This is a genomic window from Bradyrhizobium sp. STM 3566, from assembly GCF_045571445.1.
In the GTDB taxonomy this organism is placed as follows: Bacteria; Pseudomonadota; Alphaproteobacteria; order Rhizobiales; family Xanthobacteraceae; genus Bradyrhizobium; species Bradyrhizobium vignae.
In genome coordinates, this window is sequence record NZ_CP120692.1 from 3073570 (window position 1) to 3088910 (window position 15341).

At 64.0% G+C, this 15341-nt stretch carries 17 protein-coding genes, 1 tRNA gene and 2 pseudogenes; 14 read left to right on the forward strand and 6 right to left on the reverse strand.

Features of this window, described 5'->3' with window-relative positions:
• The first annotated feature begins 111 nt into the window (after nt 1-111).
• From P6U27_RS14725 to P6U27_RS14750, 6 genes and pseudogenes are all read left to right on the forward strand, one after another.
• A complete protein-coding gene (locus P6U27_RS14725) occupies nt 112-972 on the forward strand; it encodes a MaoC/PaaZ C-terminal domain-containing protein (protein WP_407194262.1) in 861 nt (286 codons plus the stop codon).
• A gap of 161 nt (nt 973-1133) precedes the next feature.
• A complete protein-coding gene (locus P6U27_RS14730) occupies nt 1134-2012 on the forward strand; it encodes an SDR family oxidoreductase (RefSeq protein ID WP_122402742.1) in 879 nt (292 codons plus the stop codon).
• A 110-nt stretch (nt 2013-2122) separates the two neighbouring features.
• Nucleotides 2123-3076 (forward strand): dihydrodipicolinate synthase family protein, encoded by a 954-nt coding sequence (locus P6U27_RS14735; protein ID WP_122402743.1) that lies wholly within the window; start codon nt 2123-2125, stop codon nt 3074-3076.
• A gap of 4 nt (nt 3077-3080) precedes the next feature.
• Nucleotides 3081-3878, forward strand: coding sequence for an NUDIX hydrolase (locus P6U27_RS14740; RefSeq protein ID WP_122402744.1), 798 nt, complete (start codon nt 3081-3083; stop codon nt 3876-3878).
• A 38-nt stretch (nt 3879-3916) separates the two neighbouring features.
• Nucleotides 3917-4225, forward strand: a pseudogene (locus P6U27_RS14745) (EamA family transporter); the annotation flags it as partial.
• Between the two features lie 122 nt (nt 4226-4347).
• Nucleotides 4348-7035, forward strand: a complete 2688-nt coding sequence (locus P6U27_RS14750; protein WP_122402745.1) for a PAS domain S-box protein — start codon at nt 4348-4350, stop codon at nt 7033-7035.
• Here P6U27_RS14750 and P6U27_RS14755 read toward each other — a convergent pair whose 3' ends face one another.
• Nucleotides 7036-7389, reverse strand: coding sequence for a GrlR family regulatory protein (locus P6U27_RS14755; RefSeq protein WP_162500233.1), 354 nt, complete (start codon nt 7387-7389; stop codon nt 7036-7038).
• 260 nt (nt 7390-7649) lie between these two features.
• Between P6U27_RS14755 and P6U27_RS14760 the strand changes: the two genes are divergently transcribed.
• Entirely contained in the window at nt 7650-8147 is a 498-nt protein-coding gene (locus P6U27_RS14760; RefSeq protein WP_122402747.1) for a hypothetical protein, read from the forward strand.
• Nucleotides 8148-8205: 58 nt separating this feature from the next.
• Here P6U27_RS14760 and P6U27_RS14765 read toward each other — a convergent pair whose 3' ends face one another.
• Nucleotides 8206-8592, reverse strand: a complete 387-nt coding sequence (locus P6U27_RS14765) for a VOC family protein (protein WP_122402748.1) — start codon at nt 8590-8592, stop codon at nt 8206-8208.
• A 180-nt stretch (nt 8593-8772) separates the two neighbouring features.
• On the opposite strand from P6U27_RS14765, the gene P6U27_RS14770 reads away from it, so the two are divergent.
• The 3 genes from P6U27_RS14770 (at nt 8773) to P6U27_RS14780 (ending at nt 10172) form a co-directional block, all read left to right on the forward strand.
• Nucleotides 8773-9345: a hypothetical protein gene (locus P6U27_RS14770; protein WP_122402749.1), complete on the forward strand. Its 573-nt coding sequence runs from the start codon at nt 8773-8775 to the stop codon at nt 9343-9345.
• Nucleotides 9346-9507: 162 nt separating this feature from the next.
• Nucleotides 9508-9945, forward strand: a complete 438-nt coding sequence (locus P6U27_RS14775) for a hypothetical protein (protein ID WP_129146377.1) — start codon at nt 9508-9510, stop codon at nt 9943-9945.
• 150 nt (nt 9946-10095) lie between these two features.
• Nucleotides 10096-10172, forward strand: a tRNA-Arg gene (locus P6U27_RS14780).
• Between the two features lie 306 nt (nt 10173-10478).
• Here the strand turns inward: P6U27_RS14780 and P6U27_RS14785 are convergent.
• From P6U27_RS14785 to P6U27_RS14795, 3 genes and pseudogenes are all read right to left on the reverse strand, one after another.
• Nucleotides 10479-11684 carry an integrase core domain-containing protein gene (locus tag P6U27_RS14785; protein ID WP_122400437.1) on the reverse strand — a complete coding sequence of 402 codons (1206 nt, stop codon included), beginning with the start codon at nt 11682-11684 and terminating at the stop codon, nt 10479-10481.
• Nucleotides 11685-11792: 108 nt separating this feature from the next.
• Nucleotides 11793-11921 (reverse strand): annotated as a pseudogene (locus P6U27_RS14790) (AraC family transcriptional regulator); the annotation flags it as partial.
• A 132-nt stretch (nt 11922-12053) separates the two neighbouring features.
• Entirely contained in the window at nt 12054-12329 is a 276-nt protein-coding gene (locus tag P6U27_RS14795) for a hypothetical protein (RefSeq protein ID WP_122406606.1), read from the reverse strand.
• Between the two features lie 227 nt (nt 12330-12556).
• Between P6U27_RS14795 and P6U27_RS14800 the strand changes: the two genes are divergently transcribed.
• Entirely contained in the window at nt 12557-12775 is a 219-nt protein-coding gene (locus P6U27_RS14800) for a DUF3775 domain-containing protein (protein ID WP_376707320.1), read from the forward strand.
• A 40-nt stretch (nt 12776-12815) separates the two neighbouring features.
• The gene (locus P6U27_RS14805; protein ID WP_122402752.1) at nt 12816-13277 is read left to right on the forward strand and encodes a host attachment protein; all 462 of its coding nucleotides are present in this window, start codon (nt 12816-12818) and stop codon (nt 13275-13277) included.
• Nucleotides 13278-13306: 29 nt separating this feature from the next.
• Here the strand turns inward: P6U27_RS14805 and P6U27_RS14810 are convergent, their stop codons facing one another.
• Nucleotides 13307-13570, reverse strand: a complete 264-nt coding sequence (locus P6U27_RS14810; protein WP_407194263.1) for a hypothetical protein — start codon at nt 13568-13570, stop codon at nt 13307-13309.
• Between the two features lie 305 nt (nt 13571-13875).
• Here P6U27_RS14810 and P6U27_RS14815 point away from each other — a divergent pair, with 305 nt between their 5' ends.
• Nucleotides 13876-14322: a hypothetical protein gene (locus P6U27_RS14815; RefSeq protein WP_122402754.1), complete on the forward strand. Its 447-nt coding sequence runs from the start codon at nt 13876-13878 to the stop codon at nt 14320-14322.
• Between the two features lie 97 nt (nt 14323-14419).
• Entirely contained in the window at nt 14420-15292 is an 873-nt protein-coding gene (locus tag P6U27_RS14820) for a DMT family transporter (protein WP_122402755.1), read from the forward strand.
• Nucleotides 15293-15341: the final 49 nt, after the last annotated feature.

The following is a 15341-nucleotide window of genomic DNA, read 5'->3' on the forward strand; positions in this document are numbered from 1 at the left end:
CGTCTCGAAGGATGGCCACGACAAAGAAGCGTTTCGGGCATCCTCATGGTTCGAGACGGCGCAAGAGCGCCTCCTCACCATGAGGATGAGAACCAGAGGAAACCAGAGAAAATGTCCGCCAGATACGAAGAACTCAAAGGCCTGAAAAACCTCGGCCAGAAATATGCCTACACCGACCGCGAGGTCATGCTCTATGCCTACGGCATCGGACTCGGCGCCGATCCCATGGACGAGAAGGAGCTCGCCTTCGTCAACGAGGGCACGCTGACGCCGCGGCCGCTGAAGGTGGTGCCGACGTTCGCCTCCGTCGCTGCCTGGGGTTCGGGCCCTGGCGAGATGAACCTCAACCGCGTCATGGTGGTGGACGGCGAGCGCGACATCACCTTCCACCAGCCGCTGCCGGTCACCGCCAACATCACTGCCGACTCCTCCGTGCTCGAGGTCTACGACAAGGGCAAGGACAAGGGCGTCGTCATCAGCCATCAAACCGTGCTGAAGAACGAGAAGGGCGAGAAGCTCGCGACGCTCGTTGCTTCGCGTTTCGCGCGCGGCGACGGCGGCTTCGGTGGCCCGAACTTGACCCAGCCCGATCCGCACAGGATCCCGTCGCGCAGCCCGGACAAGACCATCGACATCACGACGCGTCCGGATCAGGCACTCGTCTATCGCCTCTGCGGCGACCGTAACCCGCTGCATTCAGATCCGGAGTTTGCGAAGAAGGCCGGCTTCCCGCGCCCGATCCTGCACGGCATGTGCACCTACGGCATCACCTGCCGCGGCGTGCTCCAGACCTATGCCGACTACGACCCTTCTGCCTTCCGCCAGCACGTCGCGCGGTTCTCTTCGCCGGTCTATCCCGGCGAGACCGTGACCATGGATCTCTGGAAAGACGGCAACGTGATCTCGTTCGAAGCCAAGGTGAAGTCGCGCAGCGTCACCGTGATCAAGAACGGCAAGACGGTGCTGGGTTAGCCGCTCTCGTGCCCCGGAAGCAGCGCAGCGCTCCTTGGCAGTGCGTGCAGAGCCGGGGCCCATAGGCTGCGACCAACAAACTGGGTCCCGGCTCTGCGACGCAGCGTTTCACGCTGCATCGCGTCCGGGACACGAAGAACAACAAACAGGGAGAAGCCACCATGGGACTACTCGACGGCAAGGTTGCGCTGATCACCGGCGCGGGCGGCGGGCTCGGTGAGGCCTACGCAAAACTGTTTGCGCGGGAAGGGGCCTCCATCGTCGTCAACGACCTCGGCGGGCCCCGCGACGGCTCCGGCGCCGACACCTCGATGGCCCAGAAGGTGGTGGACGCGATCAAGGCCGACGGCGGCAAGGCGGTTGCCAATGGCGCCGACATCTCCACCATGGAGGGCGGCCAGTCGGTGTTCGACGATGCCATCAAGCACTTTGGCCGCGCCGACATCCTGGTCAACAACGCCGGCATTTTGCGCGACCAGACCTTCGCAAAAGCCTCGGAGGCCGACTGGGACAAGGTCATCAAGGTCCACCTCAAGGGCACCTTTTGTTGCACCCTGCCGGTGTTTCGCTGGATGCGGGAAAATGGCGGCGGCGTCATCGTCAACACCTCCTCGACATCAGGGCTGATCGGCAATTTCGGCCAGACCAATTACGGCGCGGCCAAGGGTGGCATCTGGGGCCTGTCCAACGTGCTGGCGATCGAGGGCCGGAAGTACAACATCCGGATCTGGACGCTGGCCCCGGGCGCCCTGACCCGTATGACCGCAGACCTGCCCCGCTATAAGGAGAACCCCGGCGCGGCGCTGGGGCCGGACGGCATCGCGCCGGCCGTGCTATACATGGTCAGCGACTTGTCGGGCGACCAGACCGGCAAGGTGCTGGGCGTGTCCGGGCCGCGCGGCGTGCGTGAAATGCGGATGATGGAAATGGAAGGCTGGAAGCCGCCGCACTCGGGCTGGAAGGCCCAGGACATCGTCGATCATGCCAAGGAGATCTTCTTCTCCGAGGAGCAGATCAAGATGGGGGCGAGGCGGTTTTAGCTTTTCTGTCATTCCGGGGCGTGCGAAGCACGAACTAAGGTGCGCAATTGCGCACCAGGGTTCGGCTCTGCGAGCCGCCCCGGAATGACGACAGATGAAAGAGGCACTAGATGAAACTCACCGCCGATGCCAAGGGCACCTTCGCAATCGCGCCGACGCCGTTCCACGACGATGGCCGGATCGACGAGCGCTCGATCGACCGCCTGACCGACTTCTACGAGGAGGTCGGCTGCGACGGCGTCACGGTGCTCGGCATCATGGGTGAGGCCCCCAAGCTCGATGCCGCCGAGGCCGAGCAGGTGGCCGTGCGCTTCGTCAAGCGTGCCAAGAAGATGCAGGTGATCGTCGGCGTCTCCGCGCCGGGCTTTGCCACCATGCGCTCGCTGGCGAAGGCCTCGATGGATGCCGGCGCGGCCGGCGTGATGATCGCGCCGCCGCTCTCGCTTCGCACCGACGATCAGATCGTCGGCTATTTCAAGCAGGCGGCGGAAGCGATCGGCCCCGACGTGCCCTGGGTGCTCCAGGACTATCCGCTGACGCTCTCGGTGGTGTTCACGCCTGCCGTGATCCGCAAGATCGTCATGGACAATCCGAACTGCGTGATGCTCAAGCACGAGGACTGGCCGGGCCTGGAGAAGATCTCGGCGGTCCGCAATTTCCAGAAGGACGGCTCGCTTCGCCCGCTCTCGATCCTCTGCGGCAATGGCGGCCTGTTCCTGGATTTCGAGATGGAGCGCGGCGCCGACGGCGCCATGACTGGTTACGCCTTTCCCGAGCTTCTCATCGACGTCGTGCGCCTGTCGAAGCAAGGCAAGCGCGATACTGCGCACGATCTGTTCGACGCGCACCTGCCGCTGATCCGCTACGAACAGCAGCCCGGCGCCGGCCTTGCTGTGCGCAAATACGTGCTGCAGAAGCGCGGCGTCATCGCCTCCAGCGCCCAGCGCAAGCCCGGCGCGACCATCACGGCGGCGGCAAAGGCCGAGGTCGAGTACCTGCTGTCGCGCGTTGCCCGTGTCGACAAACGCGCCAATCTCGGCCCGCAATCCAGCGCCGCAGGTTAGTTGAATGGCCGAGACATCAACATCACGTCCGGCATCGACGATCCTCCTGCTGCGCGACGGCGCGGCACAGGAAATCGAGGTCTTCATGATGGTTCGCCATCATCAGATCGAGTTCAACTCGGGCGCGCTGGTGTTTCCCGGCGGCAGCGTCGATGCTGGCGACAAGGAGATCGTCGCCCGCTCCGACCTCTATTCGGGCGGCGAGGGATTGAGCGAAGCGGACCGCGGTTTTCGGATCGCCGCGATCCGCGAGACGTTTGAGGAAAGCGGCATCCTCTTGGCGCGGTCCAAGGACACGGGCACGCCAATCGATGCCAAGCGCGCCGGCGAGATCGCCGATGCGCACCGCGTTGCGCTCAACGAGCACAAGATCAGCTTCCTCAGCATCCTCGCGGACAATGGCCTCCAGCTCGCGCTCGACACGCTCGTGCCTTACGCGCACTGGATCACGCCGGAAGGCATGCCGAAGCGTTTCGACACCTGGTTCTTCCTGGCCGCCGCACCGCCGGACCAGCTCGGTGCCCACGACGGGCGCGAATCCACCGATTCGATCTGGGTCTCGCCGCGCGAGGCGGTGGCGGGTGGCGAGAGCGGCCGCTTCAAGCTGCCGTTTCCAACCACACGCAATTTGATCCGCCTCGCCAAGCAGCCGAACGTGAGCGCGGCGCTGGAGCACGCCCGCGGCCTGTCGATCGTCACGGTGATGCCGATCATGACCAAGACCGACACCGGCCGCCAGCTCCGGATCCCCCGCGAGGCCGGCTATGATGGCGAGGTGTTCGAGGTCGGCGCGGTCGGCTAAGACACTTCGACACGCAACGAACTATTGGTGCCTGCGAGGCCGCGCTGGTCGTCGAGCAACCCTGGATGCTGTCGCCTTCGCTGAGCTCAGTGCTGGCGCTGTCCGCGCTCGCGGTGTTCTCGACCGCAGCAGCGTTCGCGATCTACTTCCGCCTGATCCAGACCCTGGGCTCGGTCGGCACCACCGTGCAGGCTTACTTGCGGGTGCCCATCGGGGTCGCCATCAGCGTCGCCTTCCTCGGCGAGACCTTGAGCCGGACCGCCTGGACCGGCTCGGCCTGCGTCGTCGTGGGCGTCGCCGCCATGACCATCCCGGCCCGCAGGGCAGCCGGCGTCAAACTGTCGTAAGGCAGAGGCTGAAGAGGGCGGCGGCCCCGATATTAAGGATATTCCGCGTCCCGAGCCATGTTCCCCCCGGGCGGCAATACGTCGTATATTGGGTCTCCAGTAGCCCGGTCCTCAAACCACCAATGTCCGCCGAATTGACGCCGCTCCCTGAGAAAAGGCGAACATTCTCGCTCTCCATCGGTCAGCTCACCTTCGGCAGCTTTCTGTTGGTGCTGGCGGTGATCATCGTCACCTCGACCGCAAGCGTGATCGCGATCCGGCACATCGACACGACCTTCGCCGAGTTGCAGCGGCTGCAGAGCGTCGGCGACCTCGCCGAGGACATCGACCGCCGCATGAACGAGCTGCGGCTCGCCGCGCGCGATTTCGTCACAGATCCCGGCGCCGGCATCCAGTTCCAGCAGGTGGGCGAGGCGGCCTCGACGCTGAGTGACATCCTGAAGAAGACCCGCATCGAGCTCGCACCCGAGCAGCAGGACATGATCGACGGGGTCACCGAGCGGCTTGCGACCTATCGCAACGGCCTCGAGCGGATCTCGACGCTGATCGACCGCCGCGGCCAGCTGCTCGCCGGCCTGCCGCCGCTGCGCGACCGGTTCGACGCGGCGGTCGCAGCCACCGCGGACCGCGAGCTGGCCTCGCGCCTGTCAGAGGCGCAGAGCCGGATCGCGCTCGGATTGCTCGCGCGTAACCCGTCGGCGGCCGAGCAGGCCGCACAGGGCATGCGCGCGATGGATATCACCGATCCCAAGCTCAAGGTGGCGGTGAATGATTATGCCGAGGCGATCATGGCGGTCGCCGTCCGCGAGCGTCAGATCGCCGATATCGACCGCGAGGTGCTCGGCACCGAGGGCCGGCTGATCGGTCGCGTCACCGAATTGTTGCGCGAGGTCAGCGCCCGCCGCGGGCACGTGCTGTCGCGCGATTTTGCCCGCACGCTGACGGAGGCGCGATGGCAGAGCATCGTCCTCGGTACGGTCGGCGTGCTGATCGGCATCGGCGCTGCGTTGTTCGTTGTGCGCAGGACGGTGCGTCCGCTCGCCCAGATCGCGCGATCCATTCGCGCGCTTGCGGCCGGCCGGAAAGACACGTCAATTCCGTCCGCCGATCTCGAAAACGAGATCGGCGACATCGCACGGGCGGCCGAAGTGTTCCGCCGCGCGCTGGAGGAGGCCGACACGGCGCGCGAAGCGGCCGTGCGCGCGCTCACCGAGCAGCGTCTCGCCGAGGAGAGCTACCGAAAACTGTTCGAGGGCTCGGTCGACGGCATCTATGTGACGACGCCGGCCGGTGACCTCCTCAACGCCAATCCGGCCCTGGCGCGAATGATGGGCTATGACAGCCCGCAGCACCTTATCGACAGCATCAACGACATCGCCCACACGGTCTATGTCCATCCCGAGGCGCGCGCCGAATACCAGCGGCTGATGGCGCGCGACGGCATGGTCCGCGAATTCGAGTATCAGGTGCGCCAGCGCAGCGGCAACATCCTCTGGCTCTCCGACAGCGCCACGGGCGTGCGCGACGAGCAGGGCAACATCGTCCGCTACGAGGGTACGCTGCGCGACATCACCGACCAGAAACGCGCGGAAGACGCCATCGCCGAAGGCCGGCGCCTGCTCCAGCAGGTTATCGACACCGTGCCCGCGGTGATCAACGTCAAGGATCGCAATCTGCGCTACGTGCTGATGAACCGCTACATGGCGGGCATCTTCGGCATCGAGCCCGGTGACGCGCTCGGCCGGACCACAGCCGACCTGATGGCGCGCTATGGTGCGGCCAAGTCCGACGAGAACGACAAGAGGGTGCTCAAGCTGCGCAAAGGGCTCGGCTTCTACGAGGAGGAGTACCAGGATGCCTCCGGCAACATGCGGCAATGGCTGGTCAACAAGCTGCCGCTGCTCGATGCCGAGGGCGAGATCGAGCGGATCGTGACCGTTGCGCTCGACATCGGCGAGCGCAAACGCGGCGAGCAGGAGATGCGCAAGGCCAAGGAAGCCGCCGAAACCGCGCTGCGCAATCTGCGCGAGACGCAGGCCTCGCTGATCGAGGCGGAGAAGCTCGCCGCGCTTGGGCGGCTCGTCGCCGGTGTCGCCCACGAGGTCAACAATCCCGTCGGCATCAGCCTCACGGTCGCCTCCGCGCTGGAGCGCAAGACCGCGATATTCACTGCCGAAGTCGAGCGCGGCGAGCTTCGGCGCTCCACGCTCAACGACTTCCTCAACACCAGCCGCGATGCGTCCTCGCAGCTCGTCTCCAATCTCAACCGCGCCGCTGAGCTGATCCAGTCGTTCAAGCAGGTCGCCGCCGATCGCAATTATTCGGATCAGCGCACCTTCGATCTCGGCGACCTCACCGAGCAGGTGGTGATGAGCCTGCGGCCGGGCCTGCGCAAACACAATCTGACGCTCAATGTCGAGTGTCAGCCGGACCTGACCATGAACAGCTATCCCGGTCCGTACGGCCAGGTGCTGACCAATCTGTTCCTCAATTCGGTCGCGCACGCCTTCCCGGACGGTCGGCCGGGGACCATCGACATCCAGGTGCGCGAGTCCGGCAAGGACAATGTCGAGATCATCTTCTCTGACAATGGTTGCGGCATGTCGCTCGATGTCCGCCGCCGCGCCTTTGATCCGTTCTTCACGACACGGCGCGACCAGGGCGGCACCGGCCTCGGCCTGCACATCGTCTACAGCATCGTCACCAATCGGCTCGGCGGGCGACTCGATCTCGTTTCCGAACCGGGCGGCGGCACCCGTATCCAGATCATCCTGCCGCGCGTAGCGCCGCTCGAACAGGCGGCGGAATAATCAGTCGACGTCGGCGAGCTTGTGCAGCGTCGCGCCGAAAATCAGGCTGGCCTTGCCGACCAGCGCCGTGCCCGTCATCTCCGCGCGCGTATCCGTATGGGTGCCGCTGACGCCGATGCCGACCGGAGCAGGGCCGCCGAACAGCGGATTGTCGTCGCCCCGAGGCGACGTGTGCCGTTGCACCAGCATCTCGCCTTTGAAGGTGTTGTTGTCCTTCACCGTGTAGCTGCCGGTGTAATAGAGGTAGGCATCGCCGCCAAGAATCTTGCCGTCCCGGAAGAGAATCACGCCGCTGCCCTTGCCGACTCGACCATCGAGCAAGGTCACGTGAATTGAATAGAGGCCGTTCTTCATAACGTCCCGTAGGCCGGCCGCCATCGCCCAACGGCGTCACCGGTCCGCTTTTTATGCCAAAGCCGATCCCCTCGCGCAACGCGGCAGTTTGCCGGTCGGTTGCGAGAGCCTGCAGCGCGAGCCGTAGTTGTCCCGGCTTGTGCGTGAGGTCGTCATGGCCCTCTGATGGTGAGGCGAGGGCCGCCGTTACGAATCAGAGTTGGCCCGCGAAATGCATAACCATTGTTGCACTGGCCGCGGGGTGCTGGAGCAAGACGAACGTGACCAACTGGATCGATTCCGGCGGCGATGAGCCGCGTCTGTACAGTGCGCTTCCCACGAATTGCAGGAGCGAGCAACGGCGGATTGGCGGTGCGATACGCCGACGAAACTTGACGAGGCTGACGTCCACCTTGGCCTTGATTGCGCTCGCGGCCCCGTTTGGGCACGCGCGCGACCGTGGGCAGTTCGTCAACACCAATGCCGAATTGAAGGCATGGTTCGACAGTCTGCGCAGCGGCAAGGGACCTTGCTGCTCCGATGCCGACGGCTCGGCGCTCCAGGACTCCGACTGGGACAGCAAGAATGGACACTATCGCGTCCGCATCCCGCGCTATGGCTACGCGCTCGATGGTCAGCAGCAGGAGCTCGTCTGGGTCGACGTGCCCGAAGAGGCCGTGATCTCCGAGCCGAACCGGGTGGGGCGCACCATGGTCTGGCCGATCTACGGCTACATGGGCGTCACCATCCGCTGCTTTATGCCCGGTAGCATGACTTAGCCGCCGGGGGCTCACGTCGCCCCGGTGGCATGCCTGAGACGGCCCACGCCGCGTCACGTCAGGTGTATTTCTTGTCGCGCTCGAGCAGCTCGATGGAGATGCCTTCGGGGCCACGGATGAAGCAGATGCGCACGCCCGGCCGGATGGTCGTCGGCTCGCGTGTGAATGTGACGCCCCTGGCCTTGATCTCGGCGGCGACGGCGTCGATGTCCTTCACCGTCAGACCAAAATGGTCGAGACCCTGATGCGGATGTGGAGGTGGCGGGTTGACGGCATTATCGCCGTCCAGCGACGCCAAGAAGATCCTGGCGCCGCCGAGGTTCACCTCGAGCCGGCCTGGCGCGCGCACGATTTCACCACCGAGGATATCCCGGAGCCAGGCCGCCGTGGTCTCCGGATCGGGGCTGCGCAGATGGACGTGATCCCAAGTAACGGCGAATGGCATTTCGTATTCTCCCAGCCGGGTCGTTCGATGTTGCGGCGTATGTTAGTGGCCACGGCCGATGGTCGCTATGGCCTTGCCGACTCGCATGAAGCGCGGGAACCTTAATTCGTCCGCCGGATTAAGGTAAGCAGTGACCGGGTCCGTCGTTGATGGCGTTCGGCCGCGATCGGTGATGCAACCATGAGTGCCAGGCTCGACCGGATCGGATTGGGGCGCTTCGCGAGGGCCGGCGAACGACTGGCGCGAGCCGTAACGATCGCGAGCGTCTCGTTCGGCCGTAGCCTTCTGTGGCTGCTGGCGGCAATTATCGTCGGCTGCGGCATCTGGATGCTGCTGCCTCTTTCCAAAGGCAACAGTGCCGAGCCGGCGAGGCCGGAACTGGCGGCTGTTGAGACCGCTCCCGCAGGCGATACGTCCGCAGTGGCGTCGCCGGCGTCCGAAGCTCAGGTACCGGTCGCAGCAGAACTCGGTCGTCTCAGGATTTCATCGCAGACTTGGCGCCGCGGCGGCCTTGGCTCCAAAGTCCTGGTGACGTTCACGCTGCGAAACGACAATGACTATGCCGTAAAAGATATCGAGGTCGTCTGCGCCTTTACGCGGCGGGACGGCAGTCATCTTACCGACCGGAGCCGCGTGCTGGTGGATCCGGTCAGCATGAAGAGCCGCAAGACATTTGTGCATATCCCCATCGGCTTCGTTAACGTGAATGCCGATCAAGCGAAATGTTCGCTGGTTGCAGCACGTCGCGCTTAACTGCGGCGTGTTCCGGTAGCGGAAAAGTTACCCTCGTGGTCCTTGGCCGAAAAACCATGCATCGCCATTTGAACCGAACGGCTGGGGCCAGGAACCAATTGAAGGATCGCCTGTTGAGGCGGAGAGAGCCCACGCGGGGATGCGGGGGGCGGAGCGCGGCCGATGCCCATCTTTAGGTATTTCATTTTTGTCGGTGGAGCCTTGCTCGCACTGCTGTTCATGGCGGATTTCGTTTTCCCGGCGGCGCCCGTAGCGCAAGCCGTCGCGACCGCAAGCAACGAGCAGCCTCTGATCCGAATCCGGTCCGACCGTCATCTGCCTGAGCGCGTCGTGCTCGACACCAGCCAGCCGACGATTGCCGCACCCGCGGCAAGGACCGCCGCTGTTGCGGCTGCGCCCCAGCCGCCGGTACAGGAGGGTCTGTCGCCGGCGTTGGCCGAGATGTCGGCCAAGACGCGGGTTTCTCAGGCTCAAGCTTCTCCGGTGCACGCTCAGCCCAGGCGCAAGATCGTCAGGGCGCGTCCGGCGCCGCAGCCCGGTCGTCCCATGATGCTGGTCGCTCAGCAACCGCATTTCGGCCTCTTCAACACCACCTGGTGACGGCGTCGTCGACCCACCTCGATGGAGGCGGGAAGGGCTTTTTATTGGCCGGCCACTCTGCTAATTCGAACCGATCCGAACGCCGTCCGGTGCGCTGGTTCGTCGCCAGCGCCGGTCGGACGAATCTCGGTGGCCCGTTGCCGGGCCAGGGCGCTCGTAGCTCAGCTGGATAGAGCATCGGATTTCGATTCCGAGGGTCGGAGGTTCGAATCCTTCCGAGCGCGCCAGTCCTCAATTTGTCCGGCCCGGAGACATGGGTAACGAAACGTACCTAAGAGATGGGTGACAACCTCGTGCCGATCGGGTTGTCGCGGGGTTTCAAAGTCATCTGCTCCAAGTTCGCTTCAAATTGAGATGGCCTGCAATCTGCTGCATTTCAGCGTGACGCATTCATGGCACGGCTATTTTTGCTCGGCTCGCGCTATCGCCGTCAACCCCGCGCGTGCCGCGCCCTTCGGGCTTCGGGGTTGACCGCGACAGCGGAGCCAAGCAAGTGGCCTTCCATGCCAAGAATGCACAAGAGCGCGTCTCCGTCAGGGCGCCGTGGTCGTGGCGGGGACATCGGTGATGGGCCTCGGACCGAACGGGTTGTCGAGAGGTTGCAAGGTCTTCTGTTCGAGATCGAAATAGCCGAGATCGTAATGCATGAAGCTGACGAGCCAGATGCCCTCGTCGACCTCCTTGATGCCGAGCTTCTGGCCAGCCAGGACGGTTGAGATGTTGATCCTCTTGCGATGCAGGCAGAGGCGGCCGCAGGCAGTGACGACGACGTCGCGGTCGTGGAAGGGATAGCTCAACTCCGGCAGGCCGGCATAGGCCCGCGCTGAGGCCGTGTAGACCTCGGCAGGGCACTTCATGCCGAGCGCCTCGTGGGGGCGCTCGGTATTGAACTCGTGCACGAAGGCATCGAAGCGCTCCTGCTGTTGCAGGCTGTTGAAGCCAGGCGGCCTGGTGGCCTCCTTCTTGAGGGTGAGGTGCATGCGCTCGTGCCGGCCATTTTGTTGCGGATGACCTGGCTTGATGCGCTCGATGGCGATACCGAGGCGGAGCCACCATACCGAGAGCTTGGAAAGATTGAACAAGGCATTGGGACTGGCAAACGGCACGCCATTGTCGGACCGAATGGCAAGCGGCAGGCCGCGCTCGCGGAACAGGCGCTCGAAGGCGGTCATGGCAGGCTCCTCGCGCGTGGAGTCGAGCGCCTCGCACAGCAGCAGGAAGCGCGCGGCATGATCGCTGACGGTCAGCGGGAAGCAGTAATGGCTGTTGCCAAGCTTGAACTCGCCTTTGAAGTCGGCGCACCAGACATCGTTCGGGGCAGTCCCTTGCGATAGCGACGTGCCGCGCGCGCGATGGCGCGGCCCGCCGCCCCGCCTGACCAGGCCGTGGCGATCGAGCACCGCATGAATGGTGCTTTTGGCCGGCACCCGGACATCGCCGTCGAGCCGTCGCACCAGGAGTTCGCGGATCTTGCGGGCCCCCCAATGCGGCTTCTCGGCCTTGAGCTGGACAATCAGCGTCTCGATCTGGGCCGGCAGTTGATTGGCGTAGCGAACCGGCCGCCTGGAGCGGTCGCTCAGCGCCTCCAGGCCATGTTCCTTGTAGCGATCGAAAATCTTGTAGCCGGTCTTACGGGAGATGCCGAACTCCCGGCAGACATCCGTCATGGCTTCCCCGTCCAACAGGCGGGCGACAAAGCGAAGGCGCTCCTCCATTACCGAACTCGCTTTCCACGGCATCCACACCTCCCGCAGAACAAAAGCGGAAAGTGTAACCCATGTGCCCGGTACGTTCTGTCACCTATGTCTCGGGCCGCTCAATTGTGTCCGGCCCGGAGACATGGGTAACGAAACGTAGCCGCCGACAGTCCGGATTGAAACGTCAAACTCGCGGGCGAGATCGGCCGTATGGATCGGAGCCGTCGGATAGGTCGCGACGTAGTCGTCGATGCCCTGCACGAGCTTGATCGCGCGCTCGCACGCTTCGTTATTTTGGAACGACAGTGTCGGCTGATCTCATCTTTGATCTAGATCAGATCTGAGGGCTCCAGGCCGGTGGCGGCCGCAGGACTCGCAAAAGCGAAGGGGCCCAGCGGGCCCCTTCAAACGTCACCAGCGGCGATAGCCGTAATGGCCATAATAGCGCGGACCGTAATAGCGCGGCCCATAATACCGCGGGCCGTAATATGGCCGTGGCCCGTAATACCCATAGTAGTTCGGGCGCCACCAGCACTGTCCCCAGGCGTCGCAGACCATGCGGACCTGCTCGACGCCGGAGGCCTGCGGTCTGGCAGGTGCAGGCGCGATGGGCATGGCGGATGCCGCCGACGTTGCCGCGAGGCCGCCGAACAGGGACGCGGCGACGAGGCCAGTCTTGAAATTCATGATGTCTTCCTCCGCTTGCACGATGCAGACTATCGAAGCTGTTCTGCTCAAATTGTGGCGGAACCGAAATGTAATACTGATGAACAAACCTTCAGCCAGCTGGTCGGCCCTGATCCCAGCCCGCCAGCTGGCGTAGGCTGCAGGGCCAGGCGGTCTCTTAGACCTTGATCTTGCGCAATTCGCAAGTTTGCCTTGGCTCTAAGTGTTGCCGACCTGGCGGCGGCGTAGTGCCTGCTGCCGAGCAAGGTGAGCTGGATGCGCTGACATGGCTCGGCCGCGGCGACGGCGATCTCTCCGATTGGCGCGAACTGCGCGCTCAGGCCGCGCAGGCGCACAACCAGCGCACTGCCTCCTACCCGATCGGCACGCCAATGCCCGCCGACTATTTGGAAGAGGCGATGACGCAGTTCGGCAAGTCCTTCGAGGAATTCGGAGAACAGCTCTGAGGCCGGATGCGGCGTCTGCAAGCGTCAAGGAGAAGTTGTGATGGACAAGATGAGAATGGAAAAGGGTGACTGGCTGGTCGTGTGCGACGGGCGCAAGGCGCTCATTCTGGAAAACCTCGGCGACGAGATGTTTCCGAACCTCCACACCAGAGAAGTGCACGAGCAGTCCAACCCCTCGACCGCCGCGCAAGGCAGCGATGCGCCAGGCCGGGTGCACCCGGCGGCCGGCGGGTCGCGCAGCTCGGTCGAGCAGACCGATTGGCACGACGAGGCCGAGCGCGCCTTCTTGCGGGGATTGGCCGGCCGGCTCGATACTGCGGTCAGCTCCGGCGAGACCAAGGCCCTGACCTTGGTCGCCTCACCGCGCGCGCTCGGCATGATCCGCGCCGACTATTCGGATCTGGTGCGCAAAGCGCTTCAGGGCGAGATCAGCAAGGACCTCGTCAAGCTGCCGGTCTACGAGATCGAGAAGCAATTGCTGCGGTCTGGCGCCGCGAAATAGGGACGCCCGCGGAAGGGACGCGCGGCGCCTCAGTAGCAGGGGTGCCGCCGGCCGTCCTGGCCGATATAGGCGGCCGCGCCGCGGTAGCAGTGGTTGGTCGACGGACCGTCGTAATAGGCGAAGGTGCCGGGGGTGATGCCGGGTCCGTAATTGTGCAGATAGCTGATCGGGTAGGGCAGCGGGTTGGCGTAGGAGCGGTGGTACCGGTGATGTCCGCGTGCCTCCGCGAGGCCAGGGGCCAGGACTGCAGCCATCAGGGCCGCAACCGCGGCTACAAGCGTCAACTTGCTCATCTCGATTCTCCGGAACCCGCTCGAATAAGTCAGTCATTTATATATAGCAATTTCGGGCAGTCAGGCACCGCTCCGAAGGCCCGAAATCATGACCAGTCCCGCAGATTTCCGGACAGGTGTGACAGAGTTGCCGGACATGCGGTCGAAAGCTGCCCATTTTTGGCCTTTTCGGGATGCTTAACGAATTCCCCACACAAGTATGACCAAAGACTATTCGGTTGAGAATCCTGTCGTCGGCGCCAGGGATCATATTGAGGGGTCCTTCGAGCCGATCCATTCCTGAAGGCCATCGCCGTCACCTCGCCATGCGCATCACGCTTCTGAGCCTGCTGTTGCTCTGCCTCGCCGCTGCCGCGCCAGCACGCGCCGAGCTGCACATTACCCGCGACCATGGCGGCTACGTCGAGGAGTACAAGGCCAAGTACAAGCGCGTGCGCGAGAAGGGCGAGCGCGTCATCATCGACGGCATCTGCAATTCGGCCTGCACGCTCGTGCTCGGCATCGTGCCGATGAACAAGATCTGCGTGACGCCGCGCGCCAGCCTCGGCTTCCATCAGGCCTATTACGACAAGGCCTTCACCTTCGGCATCAAGGTCACCAGCGCCGAGGGCACCTCCGATCTCATGTCCTACTACCCCGACACGGTGAAGGACTGGATTCGTCGCAATGGCGGGCTCACCACCGACATGAAGAAGATCAAGAACGGCGTCGAACTCTGGAGGATCGTCAATCCCTGTCCGGAAGAGTGGTGAACGGCTGAGCTAGGCCGCTGTCGTCCGTCGCAGCGCAGCATCATCAGGACGAAATTCGCATTGCCGCATAGCCGCCGGTGAGGCAATGAGGGCGGCAATGAATCATAATCAAGAAGCCCTGACCGCCCGCGCCGCGCCGATCCTGTTCGTGCTGCTCTGGAGTACCGGCTTCATCGGCACCAAATACGTCGTCAACAACGCCGATCCGTTGACCTATCTCGCCATCCGCATGGCGATCGTGGTCGGCTTGATGGCGATCATCGCAGCCATCGCGCGGCCGAAATGGCCTGATCGCGCCGGCATTGCACACAGCGCGGTCGCCGGCATCCTGGTCCACGGCTTCTATCTCGGCGGCACCGCGATTGCGATCGCGCATTCGATTCCAGCCGGCCTTTCGGCCCTGATTCCGGGCCTGCAGCCGATCCTGACTTCGACCATCGCCAATCGGTGGCTTGGCGAGAAGGTGACGCCGGTGCAATGGGCTGGCCTCGTGCTCGGACTCGGCGGCGTCGTGCTGATCCTGCACAACCGTCCGATGACCGGCGAGGCCGGGCTCGGTTGGCTCGCCTCGGTGGTCTCTCTGATCAGCATCACGCTCGGCACGCTCTACCAGCGCCGTTACTGCAATCACATCGACTGGCGCGCTGGCAATCTCGTGCAATACCTATCCGTCACCATTTTCTTCGCAATCGGCGCCTTCCTGTTCGAAGATCGCGTGGTGCACTGGACGCGGGAATTCGTGCTGGCGCTCGCCTGGCTCGCCGTGGCGCTCTCGATTGGCTCTATCGGGCTATTGTACTGGCTGATCCGCCATGCCGCCGCAACCTCGGTCGCGAGCCTGTTCTACCTGGTGCCGGCCGTGACGGCGCTGATGGCCTATCTGCTGTTCGGCGAAAAGCTCGACGCGATTGCCATTGCCGGAATGGCGCTCTGTGCCGCAGCGGTCTTTGTGGTCAATCGACGCTCATAGCAGTTTCCAGCACTCACACCCCTGACGTGTGTTGACCATTGCGTGCTAG